Here is a 25680-nt window from a genome sequence, read left to right as displayed (position 1 = left end):
TAACAATAAAATATTAAAGAATAAAATGTTTCTTTTGTTAAACTCCGCAAAAAAAGAAGATAAAAACATTAAGTAATGCCTATACCTTCTTTTAACTTTTTTAACAATGCTAGAATACTTTCCTCAAGTTCTCTATAAGCAACCTCATAATCTCCTACATCACCGCCAAATGGATCTATTATATCTCCTTTTTGTAAAATGAATTCTTTCAATGTAAATATCTTATGATGGAAATCAGGGAAATTATTTATAAGCATACTCTTTATATGTTCTGTCATTGTAAAAATCAAATTCGAACTTTCTACAATATATCCAGTAAGCTGAACTGCTTTTCTATTAATTATATCCTCATTAATATACTTTTTAACAACATATGCTGCATTATGAGAAGTTTTACTTCCAGATACTACCGATATACCTGCTGAATACGCCATTATACTATCCGTATCACAGAACTTATTGAATATTGCCTCTGCCATACAGCTTCTGCAAGTATTTCCTGTACATACAAATAGAATTTTTTTCAACGCAATCACCACTTTTCCCATTAGATATTAGATAGTTATAGCAACTAAACTTCTGTAATATCAAATCCAGCAGATTTTTGAAGTCTATTCATTATAGCAACACCTATCCCTTTTTCACAAAATGCTTCTGAAATTATAATATCTACGTTATGGTCGTCAAATCGTCTTAGAGTTTCAAATAAGTTTCTAGATACCCTTATCATATCTTTTCTGCTTCCAAGAGATATTACAAGTGCATTTTTGTAATAAGTTTGAGTTTCATCTGTAGCAATTATACCTACCCTTTTATTTTCATCTATATAATTTTGCACCATTTCATTAATTTTTGCAATAGTTTTTTTCAAATCTCCCTTAACTATTTTCACTTTAGCTTTTGGAGCATAATGTCTATATTTCATACCCGGAGCTTTAGGTTTTATATTTTTATCAGGTTCTTTCATAATTGCAGGGTCAATATATATATCCTTTTCTATTTCCTGCAGCATTTCAAGAGTTATTCTTCCAGGTCTCAATATACAGCTGGGAGTTACAGTACAATCAATAACTGTAGATTCCACCCCAAATTCACACATATTTCCACCTAAAATATAATCAACTTTTCCGTTTAAATCCTCTATACATCTTTCTACATCAGTAGGACTTGGCCTCCCTGATATATTTGCAGATGGTGCTGCAATAGGCACGTTAGCCGACTTTATTAATGCACGGGCTACTTTATCAGATGGCATCCTTATTCCTATACTCGGAAGTCCAGCGCTTGTAATATCTGGAATTAATTCAGTTTTAGGGAATAATAAGGTCATAGGGCCAGGCCAGAATTTATCAATAAATTTCTTAGCTGTTTGCGGTATATTCCTTACTAGAGGCTTTATTTCCTTTATATCTGATATATGTATTATAAGAGGATTATCCTGTGGTCTTCCTTTAGCTTCAAATATTTTTTTTACAGCATTTTCATCTAAGGCATTAGCACCCAATCCATACACAGTTTCTGTAGGAAATACTACAAGACCACCCTCTCTTATAATCTTTCCAGCTTCTTCTATGATATTATCATCAATGTTCTCTTCATCCAATAACTTGACTTTTGTATCCATGACTATTACCACCTTTTTCATTTAAAGAAATTATACAATTAAAGTACATTTACAATTATGAGCCCCAGAATTATTCCAAACATAACTCCAAGAGTGCTAGTTACTCCATCCCACAGTTTTGAAGATTCCGGTATCATCTCTCCACATACTACATACAACATTATACCTGCCGCAGATGAAAGACAAATACCTAGTATATCATCAGATATTCCAGCAATAAATGCCCCAAAAAATGTTCCTACAGCTGTAGGAAATGCTGTAATAAAAGCATATAAAAGTATTTTAGCTTTTTTTATTCTAGATGACATAAGAGGTGCAGAAACAGCAAGTCCTTCTGGTATATCATGAATTGCAATTATAAGGCACATTTTTATTCCAAGGCTTCCTCCTGCTCTAAAACCACATCCCATTATTATACCTTCCGGAAAGTTGTGAATCATAAGACCCACAGCTGCCATAAAAGCTACCTTTATATGTTTATTTATATTATCTATTCTAACTCTGCTGTCAATTACAGCCATCACAACAGCCCCCAGCACAGCACATATTATAGTATTAGAAAAATCCCATGTTCTAATTGCTTCTGGTATTAAATCAAATACAACTATAGAAAGCATTAAGCCTGCTGCAAAACCAACTATCGTACCTATGAATCTATTAGAAGGTTTTTTCACTATTATACCGAGGGATGCCCCAAGCATTGTACCTACAAGTGATACAGCACTCCCTATAACTACAATATTGGTAATACTAATATCCAAGAAACCACCCATAATATTATTGATTATGTTTTATATGTATGCTAATTTATCTTTATTTATCATTCTCTATAGGTAAAATTATGTTTTTCGGAATTTTCTCTATAATATTTTATTTCATCTATAGCTTCTTCTGTAAAATGAGCATGGACACAGCTTTTATATATAACATCCAGCAGGGGATATTTCTTTATGCCCGCCCGTTTAATTATAGTGTAATAAAATTTTTGCTCCGGATATAATATTTTCAACTTATTATAGTTAAAAGCTATATATGTATGCCTTTTTAAAAACTCTAAATTTACAGGAAGCATTCTACCACTTCTAAATTGTGAAGTTGTCAAAACAATAATTTTAAAATCATTTAATTTTTTATTTTTAGATAGATATTTTTCTACATGCACTAACATAACTTTATCACAAACCATATTTATTTTACTTCTGTTTATTCCTACACTTATTTTTAATCTATATCCATTACAATCAAACTTTAAAGATTCATTGTTAATTTTTATTATAACCGCTAAAAATACAAGCACTTCTATGATCAGAAGATAAATTATATAAAATAAGCTAAATTTTTTGGACATAATAAAGATAGCCGGAAGTATAAAAAAAATAAAGCTCATAAATAGCAGAAATCTCTTATAAGACTTTTTTTGCTTGTTTATGGCTTTATCTATATTCATAATTGCCCGTTAATTGAGATAACGGTTTTCAACTCCTCTCTATTTACCTATAGATTCCATCTTTTTTGCCTGATCTGCAGTTATAAGCGCATCAATAACTTCATCAATATCTCCATCCAAAAATGAATCCAATTTGTACAATGTTAAACTTATTCTGTGATCCGTAATCCTGCCTTGCGGGAAATTATATGTCCTTATCCTCTCGCTTCTATCACCCGTTCCTACCTGACTTTTTCTATCTTCTGCTATACTTGCATTTCTTTCATTTTCCGCCATTTCATAAAGTCTGGATTTTAAAACCTTCATAGCTTTTTCCTTATTTTTAAGCTGCGACTTTTCATCTTGACAGGAAACTACGAGTCCTGTAGGTATATGTGTAATTCTCACCGCAGAATCTGTAGTGTTTACACACTGTCCACCATGGCCTGATGCTCTAAATACATCTATTCTTATATCATTAGGATTAATTACTATATCTACATCATCAACCTCCGGAAGTACAGCTACAGTAGCTGTGGAAGTATGAATCCTGCCACTTGACTCCGTATCTGGAACCCTCTGAACCCTGTGTGTACCGCTTTCATATTTTAGTCTGCTGTAGGCACCTTTTCCCTTTACCATAAATACTATTTCTTTAAAACCGCCAATATCCGTAGCATTCAAACTTATTGTCTCTACACTCCATCCTTTTCTCTCTGCATATCTGACATACATTCTTGTAAGATCTGCTGCAAACAGAGCAGCCTCTTCTCCTCCTGCACCACCTCTTATCTCCACAAATACGTTCTTATCATCATTAGGATCTTTTGGAAGAAGTAGTATTTTTAATTCATTTTTGCTCTCTTCTATTTTTTCTGTAAGAGATTTTATTTCTTCCTGCTCCATATCTTTCATTTCCTTGTCCGTTTCTTCCTTGAGCATTTCTTTATTGTCATCCAAATCCTGTTTTGCCTTCTTGTATTCTCTATATTTAGCGACTATTATTTCCATATCTGCATGTTCTTTGCACAATTTTTGCCATTCTTTTTGATCCTTCATAACAATAGGATCACTTATCTTTATAGATAATTCTTCATATTTGTTCTCTATAAAATCAAGCCTTTCCAACATATTTTATCACTCCGTATAAATATTTTCACAATTTATTATTATATCATATTATTTTTATCTATATCAACATTTACGCCACAATATTTTTCTAAAATCTGCCAAATACTACTCTGTCTCTTCCTGATAAATCCTTCCTGCACCCAATATCTGAAAATCCGTTATTTATCAATATCTCTTCTACCTCATATTTTTCATCATATCCTATTTCAAACATAATCATTCCATTCTTATTAAGGAGTTCTAAACTCTGTGACACTATTTTTCTGTAAAATTTAAGCCCGTCTATTCCACCGCATAGAGCTTCATAAGGTTCATAATCTCTAACATCCTTCATCAAGGTAGATATAACTTTCTCTTTAATATAAGGTGGATTGCAAACTATAAGATCAAATTTTTCATCCTCCAATATAAAACTCTGCAATAAATCGCTTCTCACAACCTGGACTCTATTTTCAAGGGAAAATCTCCTTACATTTTCTTTTGTAAGTTCACAGGCCTCTGGAAACTTATCACAGCAGGTTACACGAACATCCTCTACCAATTTAGCTATTGATATGCCAATTACTCCACTTCCACAGCACACGTCACATATATTTGTAAATTCATTTTGTTTTATCATTTCAATCGTCTTTTCAACAAGAGTTTCTGTATCTGATCTTGGAATTAAAACCCCTGGTTTTACAAAAAAATTTAACCCCATAAATTCACATTCACCTAATATGTATTTTACAGGCATTCTTTTCTCTCTTAAATTTAGAAGTTCGTAATACTTTTTTATATCCGTATCCCTTACCTCATAATCCCTATTTATGAGTAAAAAAAGTTTATCTTTTTTTAAAACTTTTCCAAGCAATAACTCTGCATCCAGTCTATAGCTATCAATATCCTGCTTTTTTAATTTTTCATATCCGTAAGTTAAAAGTTCACCTATTTTATTCCTTACCTTTTCCATTTTACTTCTCCATTTCAAACAAATTAAATTTATATATTCCCATCGTTTTTTATTCCTTCAGCACACTTCAATGCCATTATAGCAACTTCCAATTGCTTATAATCTGGCTCCCTGGTAGTTAATTTCTGAAGCATAAGCCCAGGATATGCCAGAATCTTTGACAATATACTATGACTCCTCCCCATCCATTTTATTAACTCGTAGGTTATCCCTGAAACTACAGGTAATAAAATTATTCTAAACAATATTCTCTCCCATATGTTACTCCATCCCGTCAATGAAAATAATATTATACTCACTATCATAACTAAAAATAAAAAGTTAGTGCCGCATCTAGGATGAAATCTTTCAAATTTTTTTGCATTTTTAGGTGTCAATTCAGCTTCATTTTCATAGCAGAATATGGTTTTATGTTCCGCGCCATGATATTGAAACAATCTATTTATATCTGGTATTTTCCCAATAAAATAAATATACATCAAAAATATAATTACTCTTATTATACCTTCTATTATATTCAATACAATACTACTTTCCACATTAAAAATTTTAAATATATTTGCAAGAAAAGTTGGAAATATAAAAAATAGTATAACAGCTATTCCAAGAGATATGAAAACGGTAATCCCAAGAAGTACATTATCGCTTTTATCTTTAAATACACTTTCAAACCAATTGTCAAATTTACTTGGCTGTTCTTCCTCTTCAAAAAATGAAGCCGAATAATTAAGAGTTATTATACCCAGTACAAGTGATTCTATCAATCCTACAAAACCTCTTATAATTGGAAGCGCCAGGAATCTATTTCTCTTATTATATGGTACACTATCTTTTCTATCAACCACAATTTCACCATCTGGTTTTCTAACTGCAGTAGCAACCCCATTAAGTCCTCTCATCATGACCCCTTCTATAACTGCTTGCCCACCAACCGACGTTATTCTTGACATTATATCACCTCGTCTTGAGATTTATACTTAAAATAGCACCTTCCACAAAGAGACTCATACTCCACATTGTCTTTCCTATCTATAGCCACCTGTTTTCCCTGGAATACAAATTTTCCATTTACCTTTCTGCCGTTAAATATAGCCTTTTTACCGCATTTACATATAGTTTTCAGTTCTTCCAAACTATGTGCAAGAAGTAAAAGTCTTTCACTACCCTCAAAACCATTCATTTGAAAATCCGTCCTAATCCCATAACATATCACAGGTATATCATCCAACACCGCTATTTTGAACAGTTCATCTATATGCTCTTTCTTTAAAAACTGCACTTCATCTACAAGTATACAATTTATGCTTTCACCTTTGTCATTCCACTTTTTTATACTATACCTAATATCATCATCTTTATCAACCAGTATATCAACTTTTTTTGAAAATCCAAGTCTTGATATAATTCTATCTCCACCTTTTGTATCCATCTTAGGCTTTACTATAATAACTTTCATGCCACGCTCTTCATAATTGTATGCTACCTGCAATAAATTTGTAGATTTTCCACAATTCATAGCTCCATATCTAAAATACAATTTACTCATAAAATTACCTCTTTTTAATTCCTATACTTAAACAAATATTATTTTAGCAAACTGAGCTGATTTATTAAAGCACTTATTTATAAAAAATAAATATACCAATTTGTTGACTTGATATAAAAGGCATGCTATACTTTAGTGGTTATTGTGATAATTGTTGTCTATTTTTGAAAGAGGTGAAAAACATGAAAGAAGGCATACATCCAGAATACTACCATGACGCTGTAGTTAAGTGTGCATGTGGAAACACTTTCACAACTGGTTCAACTAGAAAAGAACTGAAAGTGGAAATATGCTCTAAATGCCATCCATTCTTTACCGGTAAGCAGAAATTAGTTGATGCAGGTGGAAGAGTCGATAAATTCTTAAAGAAGTTCAACTTAAAAAACGAAGAATAAAATATTATTTGGGCTTATTAAAACCTGACCTTATTATATAAAAATTAGGGTCAGGTTTTATTAATTTTAGATAATTTATTTTTTATCTTTGTCAAATCGCTTTGTATTCATATCAATTTTACTGGCAAATTCCACAAATTCTTTATTATCCCTTGTTTTAGCCAAAAGATTTATAAGCTGTTCCGTAATATTCTGAGTACTATTTTCATCATACAAAAGTTTTCTTATATTGAAAGCACAATCCCTTTCTTCCTGAATTTTAAACAGGAGATCCTCTCGTCTAGTTCCTGACTTATATACATCAATAGCAGGAAATATTCTTCTTTCCTGAAGTCTCCTATCGAGATGCACTTCCATATTACCTGTACCCTTAAATTCCTCAAATATCATATCATCCATTCTACTTCCGGTTTCAATCAAAGCCGTTGCAAGAATAGTAAGACTTCCGCCTTCTTCTATATTTCTTGCAGCCCCGAAAAATTTTTTAGGCATTATAAGTGCCCCTGGATCTAGGCCTCCGGAAAGAGTTCTTCCTGTTGGAGTTATAGTTAAATTATATGCTCTCGAAAGTCTCGTAATACTGTCTAAAAGTATTACAACATCTTGGCCCTGTTCTACCATTCTCTTTGCTCTTTCAAGCACCATATAGGCTACTTTTGTATGATGCTCAGGTTCTTCATCAAATGTAGAATATATTACTTCTCCACGAATTGATCTCTGCATGTCTGTAACTTCTTCTGGTCTTTCATCTATAAGTACTACTATCAACTTTATTTTTGGATTATTTACAGATATGCTTTGTGCTATTTTTTTTAGAAGCGTAGTCTTCCCCGCTTTAGGAGGAGCTACTATAATTCCTCTCTGACCTTTTCCTATAGGAGATATTATATCCATAAGTCTTGTAGACAACTCAGATCTTCCAGTTTCTAATTTTATTCTTTCATTTGGATATATTGGAGTAAGAGTTTCAAATGGTTTTCTTCCAACCGCCCTTTCTGGATTCTCTCCATTTACTTTTTGAACATACAAAAGTGCTTTAAATTTTTCTCCTTCTTTTGGGGTTCTGACTTTTCCTACAACCTCATCACCTGTTTGTAAATTAAATCTTCTTATTTGAGACGGAGATACATATATATCATTTGGTCCTGTCAAATAATTTTTACCTCTTAAAAATCCATAATTATTATTTTCAATAATTTCAAGTACTCCCTTTGCACTATCCGATTCGTTTATCATTTCTTTTAATTTTTCTTTTTTGTGTCCATTATTTCCCTTTAGATCTTCTCCCTTTTCTTCTTTTTCCTGTTTTTCTTGTTTTACTTCTGGAGATTTTTCTCCATCTAACTTCACCTTTTCTACATTTCCATCTTGATGTATTCCTTCACTTTTAGGGCTTATCCTTTCTCTAAGTATAATTCCATCTCTTTCTATATATGCCGGGGATAATTTCTTTATCTCTTCAATTAATTCTGCTTTTTTATATTTATAGGCATCCTTAATTCCCTGCTCTTTTGCAAATTTTTTAAGCTCTACCAATTTCATGCTTCCTAACTCTTTATTTTTATTAATCAAAAAGTAACACCTCTCATTAATTAACCTTATATAATCTCTGGGAAAATTCTAAAAGAAATTAAAATATCTCTAAATTCTAATTTAAGACAATTTTATTTTTATATTGAAGGGAAAATATTATAATTATATTACAATTACAATTTTTTATAAAATTTAAATCCATACATCATAAAAACAAATCAGTATCATAGAATATGAGTACTGTGCTTATATTCTATGATATTATTATTATATATAATAATCAATACTATTAGATAAAATTTAGTAAAAATTCAGTAAAAATAATTAACAAGTTGAGATACCTAAATTCAGTTATCCCAACTTTTAATTTAATTTAGACAGAAATTACTTAGATATGTTATTTAGAGATGCTGCAATAAAATCTCTAAATAATGGATGTGGTCTATTAGGTCTTGATTTTAATTCCGGATGAAACTGCACAGCTACAAACCATGGATGATCCTTAATTTCAACAATTTCTACCAGTCTTGAATCAGGACTCATTCCTGAAAACAAAAGTCCAGCCTTAGAAAATTCTTCTTTATATTCATTGTTAAACTCATATCTATGTCTGTGCCTTTCACTTATTACCTCTTCACCATAGGCTTTAAAAGAATTACTTTCCCTTAATAATTTACATGGATATGATCCTAATCTCATAGTACCACCTTTTTGATTCATATTTTTCTGATCTGGCATTAAATCTATTACTGGATACTTGGTACTTGGATCTATTTCAGAACTATGTGCTCCTTTATAACCAAGCACATTTCTGGAAAATTCAATAACTGCACACTGCATTCCAAGGCATATTCCTAAAAATGGTATTTTATTTTCTCTAGCCCATCTTACAGATTCTATTTTACCTTCTATACCTCTGTCACCAAAACCTCCAGGAACTAAGATTCCATCTACATCTTTTAAATATTCACCTGCATTGTCCTTTGTGACATCTTCTGAGTTTATCCATTTAATATTTATATGTGCATTGTTAGCATATCCACCATGATTCAACGCTTCAACTACAGATATATATGCATCATGAAGTTCTACATATTTTCCTACAAGCCCTATAGTAACATTGTTGGATAAATTTTTTATTCTATCTACCATGTTGATCCATTCAGTATTGTCTATATCATTGCTTTTCAAACTCAACTTTTTGCAAACTAAACTATCTAAGCCTTCCTTATGGAGCATAAGTGGTACTTCATATAAATTTTGGGCATCTAAATTTTGTATGACGGAATCCTTGTCTACATCACAAAACAAAGCTATTTTTTCCTTTAGATCACAAGAAAGTTCCTTTTCTGATCTACACACTATTATATCAGGCTGAATTCCTATACTCCTAAGCTCCTTAACAGAATGCTGCGTTGGCTTGGTTTTTAATTCACCAGATTTACGTAAATATGGCACCAGCGTAACATGAATAAAGCATACATTTTCTATACCAACATCATATTTTATCTGTCTTATGGCTTCTAAAAATGGAAGAGATTCTATATCTCCTATAGTTCCACCTATTTCAGTTATTACAACATCTTCGTGCTTCTCTTCTGCTACCTTATAAACCCTTGATTTTATTTCATTTGTTATATGTGGTATTACTTGAACGGTACTTCCAAGATATTCCCCTTTTCTTTCCTTTAATATTACGGACCAGTATATCTTTCCTGTTGTTACATTATTATTTTTTCCTAAGCTCTCATCTATAAATCTTTCATAATGTCCCAAATCTAAATCCGTTTCTGCGCCGTCATCTGTTACAAAAACTTCTCCATGTTGATAAGGGCTCATAGTTCCTGGGTCTACATTTATGTATGGATCAAATTTTTGGATTGAAACTTTAAGCCCCCTATTTTTTAATAGTCTTCCCAAAGAAGCTGCGGTTATTCCTTTACCAAGTGAAGATACTACTCCTCCAGTTACAAATATATATTTTGTGCTCATAAAATTCCTGCTTTATGCAGCATTCACCCCCTGGTTTGTATTATTATTAGGTCTATATTAAAATTATTATTGACAAAATAATTCATTAGTATTATAATAAAAATTACTCGAATAATATAATGTTAATATAATGTCCTTTTTAACATACCTAATATAATAACATATTATATTAATATATGCTAGGGGTTTTTGTTATTTAAGTTTATTTAATTTTATCCATCAAATCTTCAGCTTCAAAATACATATTTCTTATCTTTTTATTAAATAGTAATTTTTCTTCTGCTTTTTTTATGTTATTTTGCAGTTTATTTTTATTTATAGAAGGCAAATCCCGCTTCAGTAATTTCAAATCAAAACATCTATATTTTTTAATCAAAAGGAAAAAGAGATACCTGCAATCTTTATCTTTTAATATCTGAAACACTTCATCTTTAGTTAACCCTTTGTATATACGTAATATCTCAACTATAGCAGCATAAGTATGTTCTTTATCATTAAAATATTTATTCATAATTAATCTTCCTCTATTAATCAATATTATTTATAAGATATTAATTTAAATAATCTTATATTTTTATTAATATCCAAGTATTTATAGTTCTAAACACATATTAAAATATAAATATAGAGGAAGATTACTAAAATATAAAATAATTAATCTTTAGTTTTTATATTTATTTTTAGCTTAGTATTTTGATATTTTTGACCAGATACACTTAAATTATAATCTATAAGTATATCTCCACCGTACTCATCCACATTTATTTTAAGTTTGTTAGTTTTTATCCTAAGTTCAATAGTTCCATAAGGCGTATCATAAATAGATAAACTGTCTTTTTTTCTATCAAAGTCCATATTGGCATTTGTACTTCCTATCCTTATAAGCGAAAAATTATCATTATTCATTTTAAATGTAGTATCCGTTCCTTCCATGCCCGATACTTCAGTTTCCTTATACTCTGCATAATAAAAAGAATTCTTCTTATAAAAATCGCCTAACGTTATAACCTCTATTTTGTCATCGTCATTTTCCCTGATGCTGGATACCGATATAATGGCTTTCTTCTTCATGGATAATCCTCCTGAAATACTGGAATTGTTATAATCATAGCTTCATTATATCAAAACAATTAAATTATGCAAACTACATTGTAAGTTCACCATTTGGTGTATTTATTATCTGAATTATTCGTTCTTCATACCCTGTGTGTGCATTTATATAAATCTTAAAATTATCTTTTTTATAATATCCCGAAAACTCATAACATAGTATTTCTTTATTATTTTCTGTTGGAATTACAACCATTCTTTGTCCCGTTACATTTAGTCTTTTACCTACCCTTGTTCTAGCTAAATTCAATCCTATCTTAGCATTCTCTATATTCCTTTTATCTTCATGTGCCACTAAATATTTTTCAGATTCTACTCCTACAATTTCTCCATTGTCCAATGCCACCTTCAATTTTATTTGATCTGGATATATAATTATATTGTCCTGTCTATAAACATAGCTTATAACTGCTTCATTTCCATATCTCAAAGTATATGTAGGTACCATATCTTTATATCCTAAATCTTCTAAATATTTTTTCCCTATGTTTATAGCTTTTTTTACATCAATAGTGGAATTATTTATAACCCTATCATTTATCAAATATAGTATTTTACCACCATTTTTGCTTATTTCACAAGTCAAATTCTCACTTTTATTATTATCGGATTTCAAAGGAGCTACAAATCTATATACTTTTATACTTCCTTTTTCAGTTACATTTTGGGCTTTTATATTATTAATTCCATTATTTTTCATTATTTTTTTTACAATAGATTTTGCTTGTTCTTGAGAAATTTCTTTTTGCAAATTTATTTTTGGACTTATGGAAAGAGTATTATCGGAAAATGGTCCATCATAAATTAAAGCTGGATATTGTACTACCTGTTTTTGTATACTTTGAAATTGCTGCAATACATCATTTGAATTATTTCTAGCAAATACTCCTGTAATCTTTTTTCTTATTTCTCCCCATTTAATCTGACCTTCATTTATATTATTCGATACATTATTTAATTGATTTTCTAGATTAAGTGATTCATCCTTTAGCCTTTCAATATTGGAATAATCTTTATCTGCAAGATTTTTCCCTCTGCTAGAAGCTTCTGCAAGACTATAACAAAAATCTCCTACCTGATTTAAAAACTTACTTGTATCAGCTATTACGGGCTGGGAAATTGGGAGGGAATTAAGCTTATCACTAGCTGTAGCAGAATGCCTAAATATTTCTTCAAATACAGTTATTCCCTGCTCCCGAGAACCTATTACCTCTGCCTTTGCTAAATTTACCCTTATATTCTGAACTGCATCTATGAGTTCAAACATATTTTTTCCATATTCACCTTGTAGATAGTTCCTGTAGTCGTTTCTCTCCAAAGTCATAAGAATAGCAAAAGTACTTGAAAATACAACAATTAAAGTTACTACAGCCGTATATATAATTCTTTTTTTAGATGTTCTCATAAGCAGCACGCTTTCCAATCATAAAATCAGTCAGCTTTTCCCTCCTTAGTGTTAAATATTTATAATAATACAGATATTATCTGTATTATTATAAATATTATTCATATGTGCCCATCAAATAGATTATAGAACTATGTATATGAACAATTTATCTGGTATAATATTTATATGTACTTCCCAACTTTCTAATATACTAATTCCTATTATTATTAATTTTTTCTTAAATGTTCATTAAATAAGTTTATTATCATAAGCATATTCTATATAATGATAATTATATAACAGTAAATAATATGTTTATAATATTCACACATGATTAATCAGAAGGTGATTAAATGAAAGTGTTGATTTTCTCAGTTTCCGCTGGCGGAGGTCATGTTCAGGCGGCAGAAGCTATAAAAGATTACATCAAACTTGAAGACATAAGTTCAGAAGTAAGCATAATAGATACTTTAAAATATATAAACCCAATAATAGATAAGGTTATAATAGGAAGTTATTTAAAAGCCTTAAAAGTTACACCTTCTCTTTATGGAAAGTTGTATTCTTATTCTGAAGGTACTGATCCTATTGCAATTACTTTAGCTTCAAAACTAATGGAGGCTCTAGCTTGTAAGCTGATTCCACTAATAGATGACTTTAATGCAGATATACTAATATCTACTCATTCTTTTACTACAGAGATGTTATCAGTATTAAAATCCAAATACAATCTTGATATACCCTGTATAACAATTATAACTGATTTTTATTCACATAGTACATGGTTGCATCCTTATATAAATGCCTATGTAGTATCAAATAAAGATATGATTGACAAAATGGTATCAGAAGGTATAAAAAAAGAAATCATATATGATTTTGGAGTACCTGTAAAGCCAAGTTTTAGTAAAAAGTATGAAAGGAGCACTACTCTAAGGGAGCTGAATTTATCAACTTCCAAATTCACTATACTCATTATGGGCGGAAGCCTAGGAATGGGAAAAATTAAAGATATATATGAGCAATTAGATGGATTAGATGAAGACATTCAAATAATTATAATAACTGGTAAAAATAAAAAATTGCATTCAGATCTTTTAAAGATTAAAAATTTTTCTTTAAAACAAACTTGTGTTGTCGGATTTACAGAAGAGGTAAACAAATATATGCAATGCAGCGATTTATTATTGACTAAGCCAGGTGGACTTACAATTACAGAGGCTTTAATATGTAATCTTCCTCTTGGAATTTTTTCTCCAATACCGGGCCAGGAAGAAAAAAATGCACAGTTTCTTTTCAGACATGAACTAGCTATTAACTTAATGGATATTTCAAAATGCGGTGAAAACATCGATCTACTTTTAAAGTCCCAAAATAAATTAAAAACCATGGCTAAAAACTGCAGCAATTTTTCGAAACCACATTCAGGTCATGATATTATGAAATTAATTCATTCCCTTATAGAAAAAAATAATATTAATTCTAGTATAAATCATAACATGATAAAAAGTAATAGACATTACGAAAAGGAGGCTATAAAGACCTTAATTAAATCAGCCGGCGAACACTTTTTAAAAACTGCTAATAAACTATTTGAAGGAAATTAGTTTTAATATGGCTTGGGAATTTCCTGAGTTATATTAAAATCCGATTTTCTTTATAAAATCTACTATTTTAAATCTTATTTTTATTTTTTTAGATGCTTCATGAGTATTTGAATGTTCGATTCCATTATCCACTGAATTATATTCCTTTTCATTCAATACACTCTTCATTTCCTTTTCCGTACTATCATAAGATATTTGTCCCTTTGAAATATCAACAAAACATAAAGGCGGAAACATAACACACCACCAATTCTGTCCTTTACCTTCTCCTATTATTATCCTGTAAGCTTCGTATCTACCTTGCGGTAAAGTAATATTTCCATATGTTTTTATAGGAAAATCAGCCTGTCCAAGTGTACTTGTCACTTTATAATTATATCCTTCTTCATATATAATTTTCCTTGCTACATTTAGAATATTTTTATCATTTTCCTTTAGAATCTTCCTAGATTCGTTTATATCCCTGGAATTTTTTAGCTTTGGTGAAATATATCCTAATACAGCATCTCTAACCTTCAATTTTAGAGCTTGGTCACTTTTTAAATCACTATTAGCTATAACATGAAATCTTATGATTTTTGATGCTATACTCTTTTGAATGCCTTCCTGACCATTGTTTAAATCCACATAATTATAATTCTTAGAATTCACAGTAAAATTTAAAGTAAATATAACTAAAATGCTCAATACACATATAATAAAAAATTTTCTCATATTATCTTGCTCCCTTTCAAACTTTACATACTATTTTTAATTCTAATAATGAGTATTGACAGATATTTTAGTTATATTCAATTTTTATAAAATAAATTATTGAACAACTCCGATTCTTCTTATTTGAGTATCAACATTTACATTTATGGATGAATTTTTATATTCCTCATCCCAATTATTTCTTACTCTATTCCATATATCCGGATAAAACTTTTCAAGATATTCTCCAAATCCTACAGGATCTATCTGAAGATCATTTTGGGTTATTTCCAAAGCATATTCACATTCTTTTTTTATAGATTTATTGAAATTTTCCTGAATATAATTCAATTTATCAACTGAAAACACTTTTTTATCCAAATAATAGTTTTTTATTTGAGCCTCTATATCTAAATCTATATTAAAGTTCAATTTTCCATTAACTTCACTTGCACTTATTTTTCTACTGGTATTGTTAATATCAATATCCATAGGATGTCTATCTAAATATATCATCTTTTTACTCCCTTTTAATTTACCTCTAAGCAGCTCTATATTTGCAGTCTCTACTGGATTCAAATCTCCTTTAGTTCTAAAACTTTTTATAGCTGTAGAACCTTCTATTTTTATATCATTATTATCTTCATCCATGCTAACTACAGGAAGAAGACTATTCCCATTCTCATTCATCTGTACTAAAAAGTCATTTAATGTAACTGGAATTATCTCACTATTATTATAGTCATTTTCTATTAATCCAAGAATATAAGATTCCATATTTTTTTCCATAGCAGTTTGTAATTTTATATATTGCTGGGCACTTCCTCTTGCCACAACTATATACATATTTCTATTTAGAGAAGGTTCCCTCTGAAGGTAATCCAGAATTTCTTTCAATACATCTGGATTTTTCATAAGATCCTCACTAAACACAAGAAGATTAGTATGACTGAATCTCATGGACCTGCTGCTTTTAAGCCTAGCTTTGCTGACAGCATCTTGAAAAGAATATCCATCTACATCTATATATTTATCCTGTGCCTGAGCTCCTTTATTAGGCCCAAGCTGACTCAAATCAGGAACTCCAAACGTAATATGAATTTTTTTTAGATCAACCGCTGTTAATGGATCATCTGGCTTTATACCTTTCAAATATTTTTGCTTATTTATATCTTTACCTGAATCCAATGCAATTACAGAAACAAGCTGTTTACTTTCTATTTCAGTTTTATCCCAGCATCCTGTAAATAAGAAACATATCAAAAGTAATGGCAATATTCGTTTTAAAGAGGTTTTCTTTAACTTAGACCATAATAATATAATTATAGGTAATATAATTATATTGAAAATAAAAAGTGGTATTATAATCTTATTGCCAAAATTATAAAGAACTGCTATATTTTGTGGATAAATAGCTATAAGATATATCGCAATCCCTAAAATTATTGATGGAACATCTACACTCTTCAACTTAAACATATCTTTTAATATATCCGAGGAAAAATAATATATATTTGAAAGAGTGGTGAAATAGAACATAACCCACATTGCCATAACTGCTCCTTCCCATCTTTCTATGAACATACCATTAATACTTATAGATTTTATCATTGTTATAGTAGGCCAAAGTAATATATTTGTCTGATTTTTTGAAAAAATAGCCAATGATAAAATAACTACACTAACATAAAACAATGTTATAAACAATATACTTTTTCCCGCTGTTTTAACTACAGAAGATTTACCTTTTATAAAAGGTACTATTATATATATTATTTCTATACCTGAGAAGCTATATATGGTGCTCTTGAGCGCTTCTAAATACTTATAGGGACTATTATTAAATACAGGTAATATATTGCTGAATTGAGCCTTATTTAAGGTAAACAGAAATATTATTATTATGGGAACAAACATTATCCAAAAAGATATCTCATTAAATTTTATCAGACTTTCAAGCCCACTTCTTACAAGATATATTGCCGTAAATATTGTAACAATAAGTATAAATTCCGTAGGAGTTTTTTCCAGCAAATACATCTTTATAACTTCTGTAAATATCCTCATGCCCAAAGATATGGCAAATATATTATATACAATAAAAACCAGTGCAAAAATACTGCCAAATAATCTTCCAAAATTGTTTTTCAGTATGAAATACAACTTATTATAGCCATTTAATCTTATAATTGAATATGCAATATACAATAGAAAATATATTATAATTCCTGCAAATATAGTTACAATCCAGCCATCAGTACCCACAATAGATACAATTTCCCGTGGGTAAGAAAATACACCAACTCCTATGATAGTAACAACAATGGTACTAAACAATCCAAAGCTTGTAATAAAATTTTTATACTGCATGCTTTATATCACCTCTATTTTTTATTTCTGCCTTACCTTATCCTGGGTTTTCATATATTTAGGTCTTCTTTTTAAAGACTTAATTGGAAACCTCAGATACATATCTTTAAAATCATTTAAGTTTTCATTTACCATAGGAGATAAATATGAAATTCCAAAACTTTTTAACCTTATAAGATGTATTAATGTCAATATAAGGCCTATCATTATGCCATAAAACCCAGCTATGGCAGAAGCGATTATAAGCAAAAATCTTATTAATCTAAATGCAGAATTAATTTCATAATTTGGCGTAGTAAAGCTTGTTATTGCTGTAACAGATACTATGATTATCATAATCGGGCTTACAATTCCAGCTTGAACTGCGGCTTGACCTATAATAAGTCCGCCCACTATACCTGTAGTTGCACCTATGGCTTTTGGCAATCTCGCTGTAGATTCAAGCAAAAGCGAGAAACTAACTTCCATTATCATAGCCTCTACAAATGCGGGAAATGGAACTCCTTCTCTTGATGCTGCAATAAAATACGCTAGTTTAGTTGGTATTATTCCAGTATGAAAAGATGTAACAGCTACATATAATGCCGGCATTATAAGAGATATAATTATAGATAAAAATCTTATAATTCTTATAGCAGAACTATATATCCATCTTTGATAATAGTCATCCGGTGATTGAAATAAATTTGCCATAATGGTTGGAACTATAATAGCTGATGGAGAATTATCCACAAGTATTGCAATTCTTCCTTCATATACGGCAGATGCTACTACATCTGGCCTTTCTGTACTCTGTATCTGTGGGAATAATGACCATTTGTTATCTTCTATAAGCTGTTCTATATAGCCACTATCTAGAATAGCATCAATTTTTATTTCATTAAGCCTTTCCTTAAGCTCTTCTAATACAGTTTTATTTACTATATCCTCTATATATACAATAGCCATATCGGTTTTTGACCTAACACCTATAGGATTTGAAATTATTTTGAGTCTACTATCCCTTATTCTCCTTCTCACAAGTGCAGTATTGAATCTAATTGTTTCCGTAAAACCGTCCCTTGATCCTCTTATAACAGTTTCTGAAGAAGGTTCTGATACTCCTCTTGCCGGCCAGAATCTAGTAGCTATCACATAAAGATTTCTCATTCCATCTATAAACATTATTGTATCTCCGGATAGCATAAGATTTATCCCTTTTTCCAGATCATCTAGTTCCTTTATATCTGATACAGACATAATCCTGTCTTTTATTTCGCTCTCAGCTTTTACATAATGAGCCCTTGTCATAATTCCTCTCATAAGATCATTGATCATTATTTTATCTACCATTCCATCTATATAAACTATTGAAGCTTTTATGTTATTTATATAAAATTCTCTAAAAACCATATCAGAGTTATCTTTAAACAAGTTTTGCACATACATCATATTTTCATCAATTTCAGGAGATACATAATTTTCTATTACTTCTTTCAAAATCGCCACTCCTTTTAAAATCAAATTTATATATTCTTCCAGAGTATTTTTTGCCTTTATCAGCTTAATTATTCACTGTATCAACTGTTATTCAAATCAAATAAAGGACACCGTAAAAATCATCTTAATCAATAAATAATTTTTACGGTGTCCTTCAAGTTCCATATTAAATTGTTCTTGTAATAAATACTTCCTTATACTTACATTTCATCTTATCATAGCACAATTGAGCCTTTTGCATGTCATCAAAGATAGCAAATATAGTTGATCCGCTCCCACTCATCAATGCTCCCAATGCTCCTAACATTACAGCTTCTTTTTTTATCTGTTTTAATATATAGTGCTTTTTCAATATAACATTCTCTAAAACATTCTTCATATTTTTACTTAACTTTACTACATCATTTTCTTTCACAGCTTTTAATAGCAATTTAGTATCAGGATGCTTATTCACTTTATTTAAATCAAGATTAACATATACATTCTTTGAAGATATTCCAAAAGGAGGTTTTATAAGTACCAGAACATGATTTTTAAATGGAGTAATTTTGGTTACCTTTTCGCCTATTCCTTCACAAAGAGCCGTTCCCCCTTCAATACAATACACTACATCCGTACCTACTTTTAAAGCTAACTTCTCCAGTTCTCTATTATTTAAATTGGGTTTATAAATATCCCTCATAGCTCTAAGTACTGCTGCGGCATCCGTACTTCCACCTGCAAGTCCAGCTGAAACTGGAATATATTTTTCTATATTTATCTTAATACCATCTTTTATATTATAAGTGTTCATAAACAATTCAGCAGCTCTATAAGCTAAATTTCTATTATCCAACGGTATATAATTTTTATTGCAAAATATGTGTATTCCGCTACTTATCCTATCTATTACTACAACATCATATAAATCTATAGTCTGCATTATCGTTCTTAAAAGATGATATCCATCCTCTCTTTTACCAATAACATCAAGTGATAGATTTATCTTGGCATAAGCTTTAACTAACATATTATCCTCCAAATTACAAATTTAAGTTATTGTTTTTGTATTTTGTCACATATAACGTTTTTCTACTATACTTGTTATATTCTACTACAAATATGCTTAAAACTCTACGTTTACATTTGTAATTTGAATTCAATATTTTTCTTCTCACACCATAGCCTTAGAATTTTCAATTTTATTTGTCTTCTCTTCAGCAATTTTTTTATTAATCAAATTCTGAAGAGGTTTTAGATTTTCAAAGAATATTATCAAAATATCCTCTCTTTTTAGACTTTCTAATGCCTCTTCAAATGCCATTTTCTCATCTAATACAGTTCTTACCTTCTTTACATTGAATCCTGTTTTAAGTACACCTCTTCTTAAAATCGCTGCTATATCCCCAAGCTTTCTTCCTCTTCTATCCTGATCTTCCTTAATGTATATATAATCAAAATTTTCTCCTGCTATTCTTCCTATTTCCTCAACACTCTTATCCTCTCTATCACCTGGAACTCCTATTATTCCAATAAGTCTTTTATGAGATATGTTTTTAAGTCCTCTAATTACCGATTTATATCCTTCAATATTATGTCCATAATCCAAAATAACTTTTGCACCATTTAACTTATACATGTTAAATCTCCCTGGATTAAAAACAGCATTCCCATAAAAGCTTTTAAGACCCCTGCTTATATCTACATAATCTATATTTAATGCTATGGCTGCTGCACACGCAGCCATGGCATTTTCCACATTGTACATGAGTTTTCCACCCATGGATATCTTTATATTACAAACTTTTATTATTGGAATTACACTATCTTCTCTTTCAAGATATATAACATCATCATATATATAAATTCCACAGCCACCTTTATTTATATTATTTCTGAGAATAGTATTGTATTTATCTTTTGAGAACATTATTATATTGCCTTTAATTCTATTCAATATGCTCATACTTACAAGATCATCTGCATTTAATACTACATATCCTCCATCTGTTACAGCCTCTCCTACAAGGGCCTTAACAAAAGCCAAATCCTCCATTGTTTCTACTCCATCTATACCAAGGTGATCTTCCGTTATATTTGTTATAACTCCAACATCTGCTTTGTCATAGGCAAGGCCTTTTTTTATTATTCCTCCCCTTGCAGTTTCCAGTACAGCTACTTCTACCTCCTTATTACTGAGTACAGTCTTAGCACTATAATATCCAGTAGTATCTCCCGTATATATGCATTTGCCATCTATATAAATTCCCCCTGTAGTAGTCATACCTACTTTATATCCAGCTATATTCAATATGTGAGCTACAAGTCTAGTAGTAGTAGTCTTACCATTGGTACCTGTGATTGATATGACAGGTATAGTACTTGGAGAATCCTTAAACAACTCATCTATTATGGCCTCTGATACATTCCTAGCCTCTCCTTTGCTCGGATAATGGTGCATTCTTATACCTGGTGCTGCATTTACTTCGAGTATTGCACCACCATTTAATGCGGATTTACTTATATCTTTGCAACATAAATCTATCCCACAAATATCCAGACCTATTGCTTCAGCTGCCCTTTCACAAATATCTATATTTTCGCTGCATATCATATCTGTACAATCAGCAGCTTTGCCTCCTGTAGACAAGTTTGCATTTTCCCTTAAAATCAATCTTTCACCTTTTTTAAGGATATCATTTAAATTATAGTTCTTCTTTGCTATATATGCTTTTAGCTCTTCATTAATTTTTATCTTTGTAAGAGGTTTTTCATGTCCGTAACCTCTCATAGTGTCCTTATTTATATTTTCTATAAGTTTTCTTATATTACTTATCCCATCACCAATAATATAGGGAGCTATTCTCTCAGAAGCTGCTACAACTTTACCATTTACAATACAAATTCTGTAATCCCTTCCCAATACATTTTTTTCTATAATTATGTCAGTGAAATCATTACATAATAATTTATATGCTGCTATAACTTCTTCTTTATTTTTTAAATTTGCAAATACACCTCTGCCTTGATTTCCTCTTCGAGGTTTTAAAACTACAGGATATCCTATTTCTTCTGCCTTTTTAATAAGATCATCCATGTTATTTACTGAATCTCCATCTGCTACGGGCAAACATTGGTTCCTTAATATTTCTTTAGTAAGCAATTTATCACATGCTATATCAACTGCTACAGCTTTCGTATTGGGTGATATGGTAGCTTCTATAATTTTACTATATTTCCCATATCCTAATCGGAATACACTATTGTCACCTATTCTGGTTACAGGTATCCCTCTTTTTTTTGCCTCCTGAATTATGGATGCCGTACTTGGTCCTATTTTTTCATTTCTCAATATATCTTTTAATACACAAACTGCTTTGTCAAAATCATATTCTATTTGATTTATAAAAGAATTTATGATATCTACTGCTATTCGTGCCGATTGAATCCCTGTATTTTTATAAACATATTGAAACACTATGTAGTATTTGTTCCCTTGTATTTCTCTTGATTTACCATAATAAGCATCAACGCCTATTATATTTTGAAGTGCAATTATAATATGCTCACATACGTGAGCAAGATATGTGCCCTCGTATAATCTTTTTGCAAATCCGTGATCTTCATCTATCCCACACCTATGCTCATTTAACTCAGGTATAACTTTAAGCAACCTATTATTAAAGTTTTTTATATCTTTAGTCGGGATTTCACTATATCCTTCTAAATCCACACATACTTTAATACATTTTTTATGAGAGTATATATTTCTCCCTTCAAAAACTTTAATATTATCTATTTTCATATCAGTTAAATCCTCCTAATCACTATATGGCAATTTACTTATTATATTGAATCTATTTCCATTCTTAAGAACATGCAATCTTACATCAAAAATTGATAGTACTTCTTCAGGATATTGTTCTGACACATTGCTACAACTTATACTAGATCCATCAATTATATATACCGCTCCAGATCCTATAACTTTAAATTCACCATTATCCTTAACAACAATAGCTGTATCCTCATCTATCCCTATTCCCAGGCTTTCTGGATTTTCAGCAATTCCAACAAGGAGCCTGCCTATTCTCCCTCTTTGTGCAAAATGTTGGTCTATTATAACTCCTTTTATGAAACCAAGTCCCGGTGCCATTTTGAGCGTACATTTTTTAGGTGCTTCATCATCAGGGCCTGTAACTACCATGGTATCACTCATAACAGAAGCCCCTGCGGATGTACCCACAAATATACAACCATTCATATATAACTCCTTTATCTTTGAGTATAAAGGTGTCCCTCCTATAAGGCTTGTTATTCTCAGCTGGTCCCCTCCAGTAAAAAAGATTAAGGAGGCATTTTCAATTTTACTTATGCTCCCTTCCTCATAAGCATTCATCCTTTTTTCTATATTCAATATTCTTATATTTTTTATTCCTAACTCTCTAAATATGGTATTATACTCATTTCCAAGTTCTTTTGGTATCTCAGAAGCTATAGTCGCAATAACCAATATATCCTTTTCTTTATCTAGCTTACTGCATACTTCCTTTAGTATATGTCTATCGCCCTGTTTATCTTCTGCCCCTCCTATTATTATCAAATTTCCCTCTAATTTTTCCTCCAAAATGACGCATCCTTTCCTATAGATATTTAGTATTTTTACCATTTTTTCAATAATTATGCGCGTAAAAAAACTTCAGTCATATAATTACTGAAGTTTAAGTTCATATTAGATTATAGCCCTGCCTGGTATAAGAAGTTTATCCCCTATCTTTATATTATCCGGATCTTCTATATCATTTAATTTAACCAAATCCTCTATAGTACTAGAGTACCTTTTAGATATCTTCCAAAGAGTATCACCATTTTGGACAACGTATATGGTAAGACTGGCCTTCTTTTCAGGTATCTCACCGTCAAGATTATCCACATTTACGAGAAATTCTTTATGGGTAATATAATTAACTCTAGCATAAATTTCTATTATGGCTTTAATGGCTATAGTATTTACTTCTATACTTGCATCTATGCTTTCAACTGAAGTCTTTACTATACATTGCATATCAATTTTACTCCCAGGTATATCCAAAGAACAAGTAAAAGGTATTTCTTCATCTGCCTTGCTTATTGTCCCTCCAGAAATTCCATAGAGCGCTTTTACGTTTAATACACCTTCTACAACTACTTTATCCTCAACTATTTTCTTATCTGTAATGCATACATCACCATGACACATAAATATATTCTGAAGTTTTTCATTATCATTTAATTCTATATTAGATTTAATCATATTCTGAACTGTATTTTGTCCATGGATAACATTTAATTCATAATCCTTCTTATCTATTTTCATAAGAGAATCAGGAGAATACACATCTTCTATTATATCCATATCTTCTTTATACATAACTTTTGTATTTGATTTCACCAGTGCTTCTATTTGAACTATTCTATCCTCTCCAAGATCATCTTCCCTTACTGTATACTCCAGTCCATCCAAAATAAAATCTGTAAAACTGTCCATTGATGGCGATGCCCCTTTTAATTCTACTTCTTTATTTACAAGCACATCATCCTCTAAAGTTATAACATCTTTAGTCTCTTTACCCCTGTAAAGTACTTTAGTCAATATATATGCTTCTATTTGAACCCTGTCTTCAAGTACCTTTACATTTTTTTTATGGATTACAGCATCAACTTTTAATATATCTTCTATCTGAGGTTTATCTGAAGCTATCTGAAGCTCTGTTTTAGCTATTAAATTACCTGAGACCGTTCCTACTATCTTATCTAGTGTAGCTGGATTTTTCAACATTTGTATATCTTCCTGTCCACCTATATCCTTTATAACTTCAAAATCATAATTTTTGTATACCTCTCCTTTTAATTTTACTATTCCTTCTATTTCAATCTTTCTTTCATTTACTATCATACAATTCATATGTTCAATATAACATTCAGCATCACAACTCATTGTATGTTCTGCCCCAGGAATTTCCACATAGTTTGAAAAATCACCTATATAATTCACACTATATATCCCCATTCCATTATCTTCCTGTGCAAGATACAATATATTATAATCAATTTTCCCTTCCAGGAATATCTTATCCTGCATAATCTCTTCATTTGTTATAACTGGTTTTGCATCTAATATTAAAATATCCGAAACATCTGGATGGGTATCAGGTATTACATATTCCGATTTTATTATAGTATCACAAAAATTTTCAGCAAGAAGTTGTTCACATTCTATATTTTCTTTAATCAAATCTATACTCATATAGTTTATCCCCCTATAAAATCTACTATTTATTTATATAACTAAAAAATTAGAAATATGCATAAAAAATAATTTATTTAAGTAGAATTTATCCAGAGATTGAGATATAATTATTATGGATATTTGTTTAAATATAAATTACTCCATCCAAAAGGGATGGAGTTTAAGTG

22 protein-coding genes are annotated in these 25680 nt (G+C 30.4%); 2 read left to right on the top strand and 20 right to left on the bottom strand.

Translation table 11 applies throughout. The features are described 5' to 3' along the window. Positions 1-68: 68 nt before the first annotated feature. The 8 genes from ACSVC9_RS15485 to ACSVC9_RS15450 form a co-directional block, all read right to left on the bottom strand. On the bottom strand, positions 69-479 hold the full coding sequence (locus ACSVC9_RS15485) for an arsenate reductase/protein-tyrosine-phosphatase family protein (protein WP_446898297.1): 411 nt from the start codon (positions 477-479) through the stop codon (positions 69-71). A 92-nt stretch (positions 480-571) separates the two neighbouring features. Then, positions 572-1624 (bottom strand): L-threonylcarbamoyladenylate synthase, encoded by a 1053-nt coding sequence (locus ACSVC9_RS15480; protein ID WP_446898296.1) that lies wholly within the window; start codon positions 1622-1624, stop codon positions 572-574. 38 nt (positions 1625-1662) lie between these two features. After that, the gene (locus ACSVC9_RS15475) at positions 1663-2397 is read right to left on the bottom strand and encodes a ZIP family metal transporter (RefSeq protein ID WP_446898295.1); all 735 of its coding nucleotides are present in this window, start codon (positions 2395-2397) and stop codon (positions 1663-1665) included. 47 nt (positions 2398-2444) lie between these two features. Continuing rightward, positions 2445-3071 (bottom strand): hypothetical protein, encoded by a 627-nt coding sequence (locus ACSVC9_RS15470; protein WP_446898294.1) that lies wholly within the window; start codon positions 3069-3071, stop codon positions 2445-2447. A 39-nt stretch (positions 3072-3110) separates the two neighbouring features. Beyond that, the gene (gene prfA / locus ACSVC9_RS15465; RefSeq protein WP_446898293.1) at positions 3111-4181 is read right to left on the bottom strand and encodes a peptide chain release factor 1; all 1071 of its coding nucleotides are present in this window, start codon (positions 4179-4181) and stop codon (positions 3111-3113) included. A gap of 88 nt (positions 4182-4269) precedes the next feature. Further along, complete coding sequence (prmC, locus tag ACSVC9_RS15460) at positions 4270-5133, bottom strand: peptide chain release factor N(5)-glutamine methyltransferase (RefSeq protein WP_446898292.1); 864 nt, start codon at positions 5131-5133, stop codon at positions 4270-4272. Positions 5134-5162: 29 nt separating this feature from the next. Further along, positions 5163-6083, bottom strand: a complete 921-nt coding sequence (locus tag ACSVC9_RS15455) for a DUF1385 domain-containing protein (RefSeq protein WP_446898291.1) — start codon at positions 6081-6083, stop codon at positions 5163-5165. After that, positions 6083-6679, bottom strand: coding sequence for a thymidine kinase (locus ACSVC9_RS15450; RefSeq protein ID WP_446898290.1), 597 nt, complete (start codon positions 6677-6679; stop codon positions 6083-6085). The genes ACSVC9_RS15455 and ACSVC9_RS15450 overlap by 1 nt, the downstream gene beginning before the upstream one ends. 182 nt (positions 6680-6861) lie before the next feature. On the opposite strand from ACSVC9_RS15450, the gene rpmE reads away from it, so the two are divergent. Next, positions 6862-7074, top strand: a complete 213-nt coding sequence (gene rpmE / locus ACSVC9_RS15445) for a 50S ribosomal protein L31 (RefSeq protein WP_446898289.1) — start codon at positions 6862-6864, stop codon at positions 7072-7074. A gap of 75 nt (positions 7075-7149) precedes the next feature. Here rpmE and rho read toward each other — a convergent pair whose 3' ends face one another. The 5 genes from rho to ypeB all read right to left on the bottom strand — a co-directional run bounded on the left by rho (position 7150) and on the right by ypeB (position 13114). Continuing rightward, positions 7150-8616 (bottom strand): transcription termination factor Rho, encoded by a 1467-nt coding sequence (rho, locus tag ACSVC9_RS15440; protein WP_446899881.1) that lies wholly within the window; start codon positions 8614-8616, stop codon positions 7150-7152. Positions 8617-8991: 375 nt separating this feature from the next. Beyond that, entirely contained in the window at positions 8992-10599 is a 1608-nt protein-coding gene (locus tag ACSVC9_RS15435; protein WP_446898288.1) for a CTP synthase, read from the bottom strand. A 202-nt stretch (positions 10600-10801) separates the two neighbouring features. Continuing rightward, the gene (locus ACSVC9_RS15430) at positions 10802-11110 is read right to left on the bottom strand and encodes a ribose-5-phosphate isomerase (RefSeq protein WP_446898287.1); all 309 of its coding nucleotides are present in this window, start codon (positions 11108-11110) and stop codon (positions 10802-10804) included. 143 nt (positions 11111-11253) lie between these two features. Further along, the gene (locus ACSVC9_RS15425) at positions 11254-11670 is read right to left on the bottom strand and encodes a DUF1934 domain-containing protein (RefSeq protein WP_446898286.1); all 417 of its coding nucleotides are present in this window, start codon (positions 11668-11670) and stop codon (positions 11254-11256) included. 73 nt (positions 11671-11743) lie between these two features. Further along, the gene (gene ypeB / locus ACSVC9_RS15420; RefSeq protein ID WP_446899880.1) at positions 11744-13114 is read right to left on the bottom strand and encodes a germination protein YpeB; all 1371 of its coding nucleotides are present in this window, start codon (positions 13112-13114) and stop codon (positions 11744-11746) included. 335 nt (positions 13115-13449) lie between these two features. On the opposite strand from ypeB, the gene ACSVC9_RS15415 reads away from it, so the two are divergent. Then, complete coding sequence (locus ACSVC9_RS15415; protein ID WP_446898285.1) at positions 13450-14703, top strand: MGDG synthase family glycosyltransferase; 1254 nt, start codon at positions 13450-13452, stop codon at positions 14701-14703. 33 nt (positions 14704-14736) lie between these two features. Here ACSVC9_RS15415 and spoIIR read toward each other — a convergent pair whose 3' ends face one another. The 7 genes from spoIIR to ACSVC9_RS15380 form a co-directional block, all read right to left on the bottom strand. Continuing rightward, a complete protein-coding gene (spoIIR, locus tag ACSVC9_RS15410; RefSeq protein WP_446898284.1) occupies positions 14737-15417 on the bottom strand; it encodes a stage II sporulation protein R in 681 nt (226 codons plus the stop codon). A 96-nt stretch (positions 15418-15513) separates the two neighbouring features. Further along, positions 15514-17766 (bottom strand): Ger(x)C family spore germination protein, encoded by a 2253-nt coding sequence (locus ACSVC9_RS15405; protein ID WP_446898283.1) that lies wholly within the window; start codon positions 17764-17766, stop codon positions 15514-15516. A 21-nt stretch (positions 17767-17787) separates the two neighbouring features. Further along, on the bottom strand, positions 17788-19245 hold the full coding sequence (locus tag ACSVC9_RS15400; protein WP_446898282.1) for a spore germination protein: 1458 nt from the start codon (positions 19243-19245) through the stop codon (positions 17788-17790). 166 nt (positions 19246-19411) lie between these two features. Further along, positions 19412-20254 (bottom strand): 4-(cytidine 5'-diphospho)-2-C-methyl-D-erythritol kinase, encoded by an 843-nt coding sequence (ispE, locus tag ACSVC9_RS15395; RefSeq protein WP_446898281.1) that lies wholly within the window; start codon positions 20252-20254, stop codon positions 19412-19414. A 144-nt stretch (positions 20255-20398) separates the two neighbouring features. Then, a complete protein-coding gene (cphA, locus tag ACSVC9_RS15390) occupies positions 20399-23029 on the bottom strand; it encodes a cyanophycin synthetase (RefSeq protein WP_446898280.1) in 2631 nt (876 codons plus the stop codon). Between the two features lie 15 nt (positions 23030-23044). Then, a complete protein-coding gene (locus ACSVC9_RS15385) occupies positions 23045-23893 on the bottom strand; it encodes a cyanophycinase (RefSeq protein WP_446898279.1) in 849 nt (282 codons plus the stop codon). Between the two features lie 63 nt (positions 23894-23956). Continuing rightward, positions 23957-25510, bottom strand: a complete 1554-nt coding sequence (locus ACSVC9_RS15380; protein WP_446898278.1) for a DUF3794 and LysM peptidoglycan-binding domain-containing protein — start codon at positions 25508-25510, stop codon at positions 23957-23959. Positions 25511-25680 lie beyond the last annotated feature (170 nt).

It is taken from the genome of Clostridium sp. LBM24168, assembly GCF_052953915.1.
Note: the sequence above shows the minus strand (reverse complement) of the source record. Positions and strands in the feature narration are given on the sequence as shown.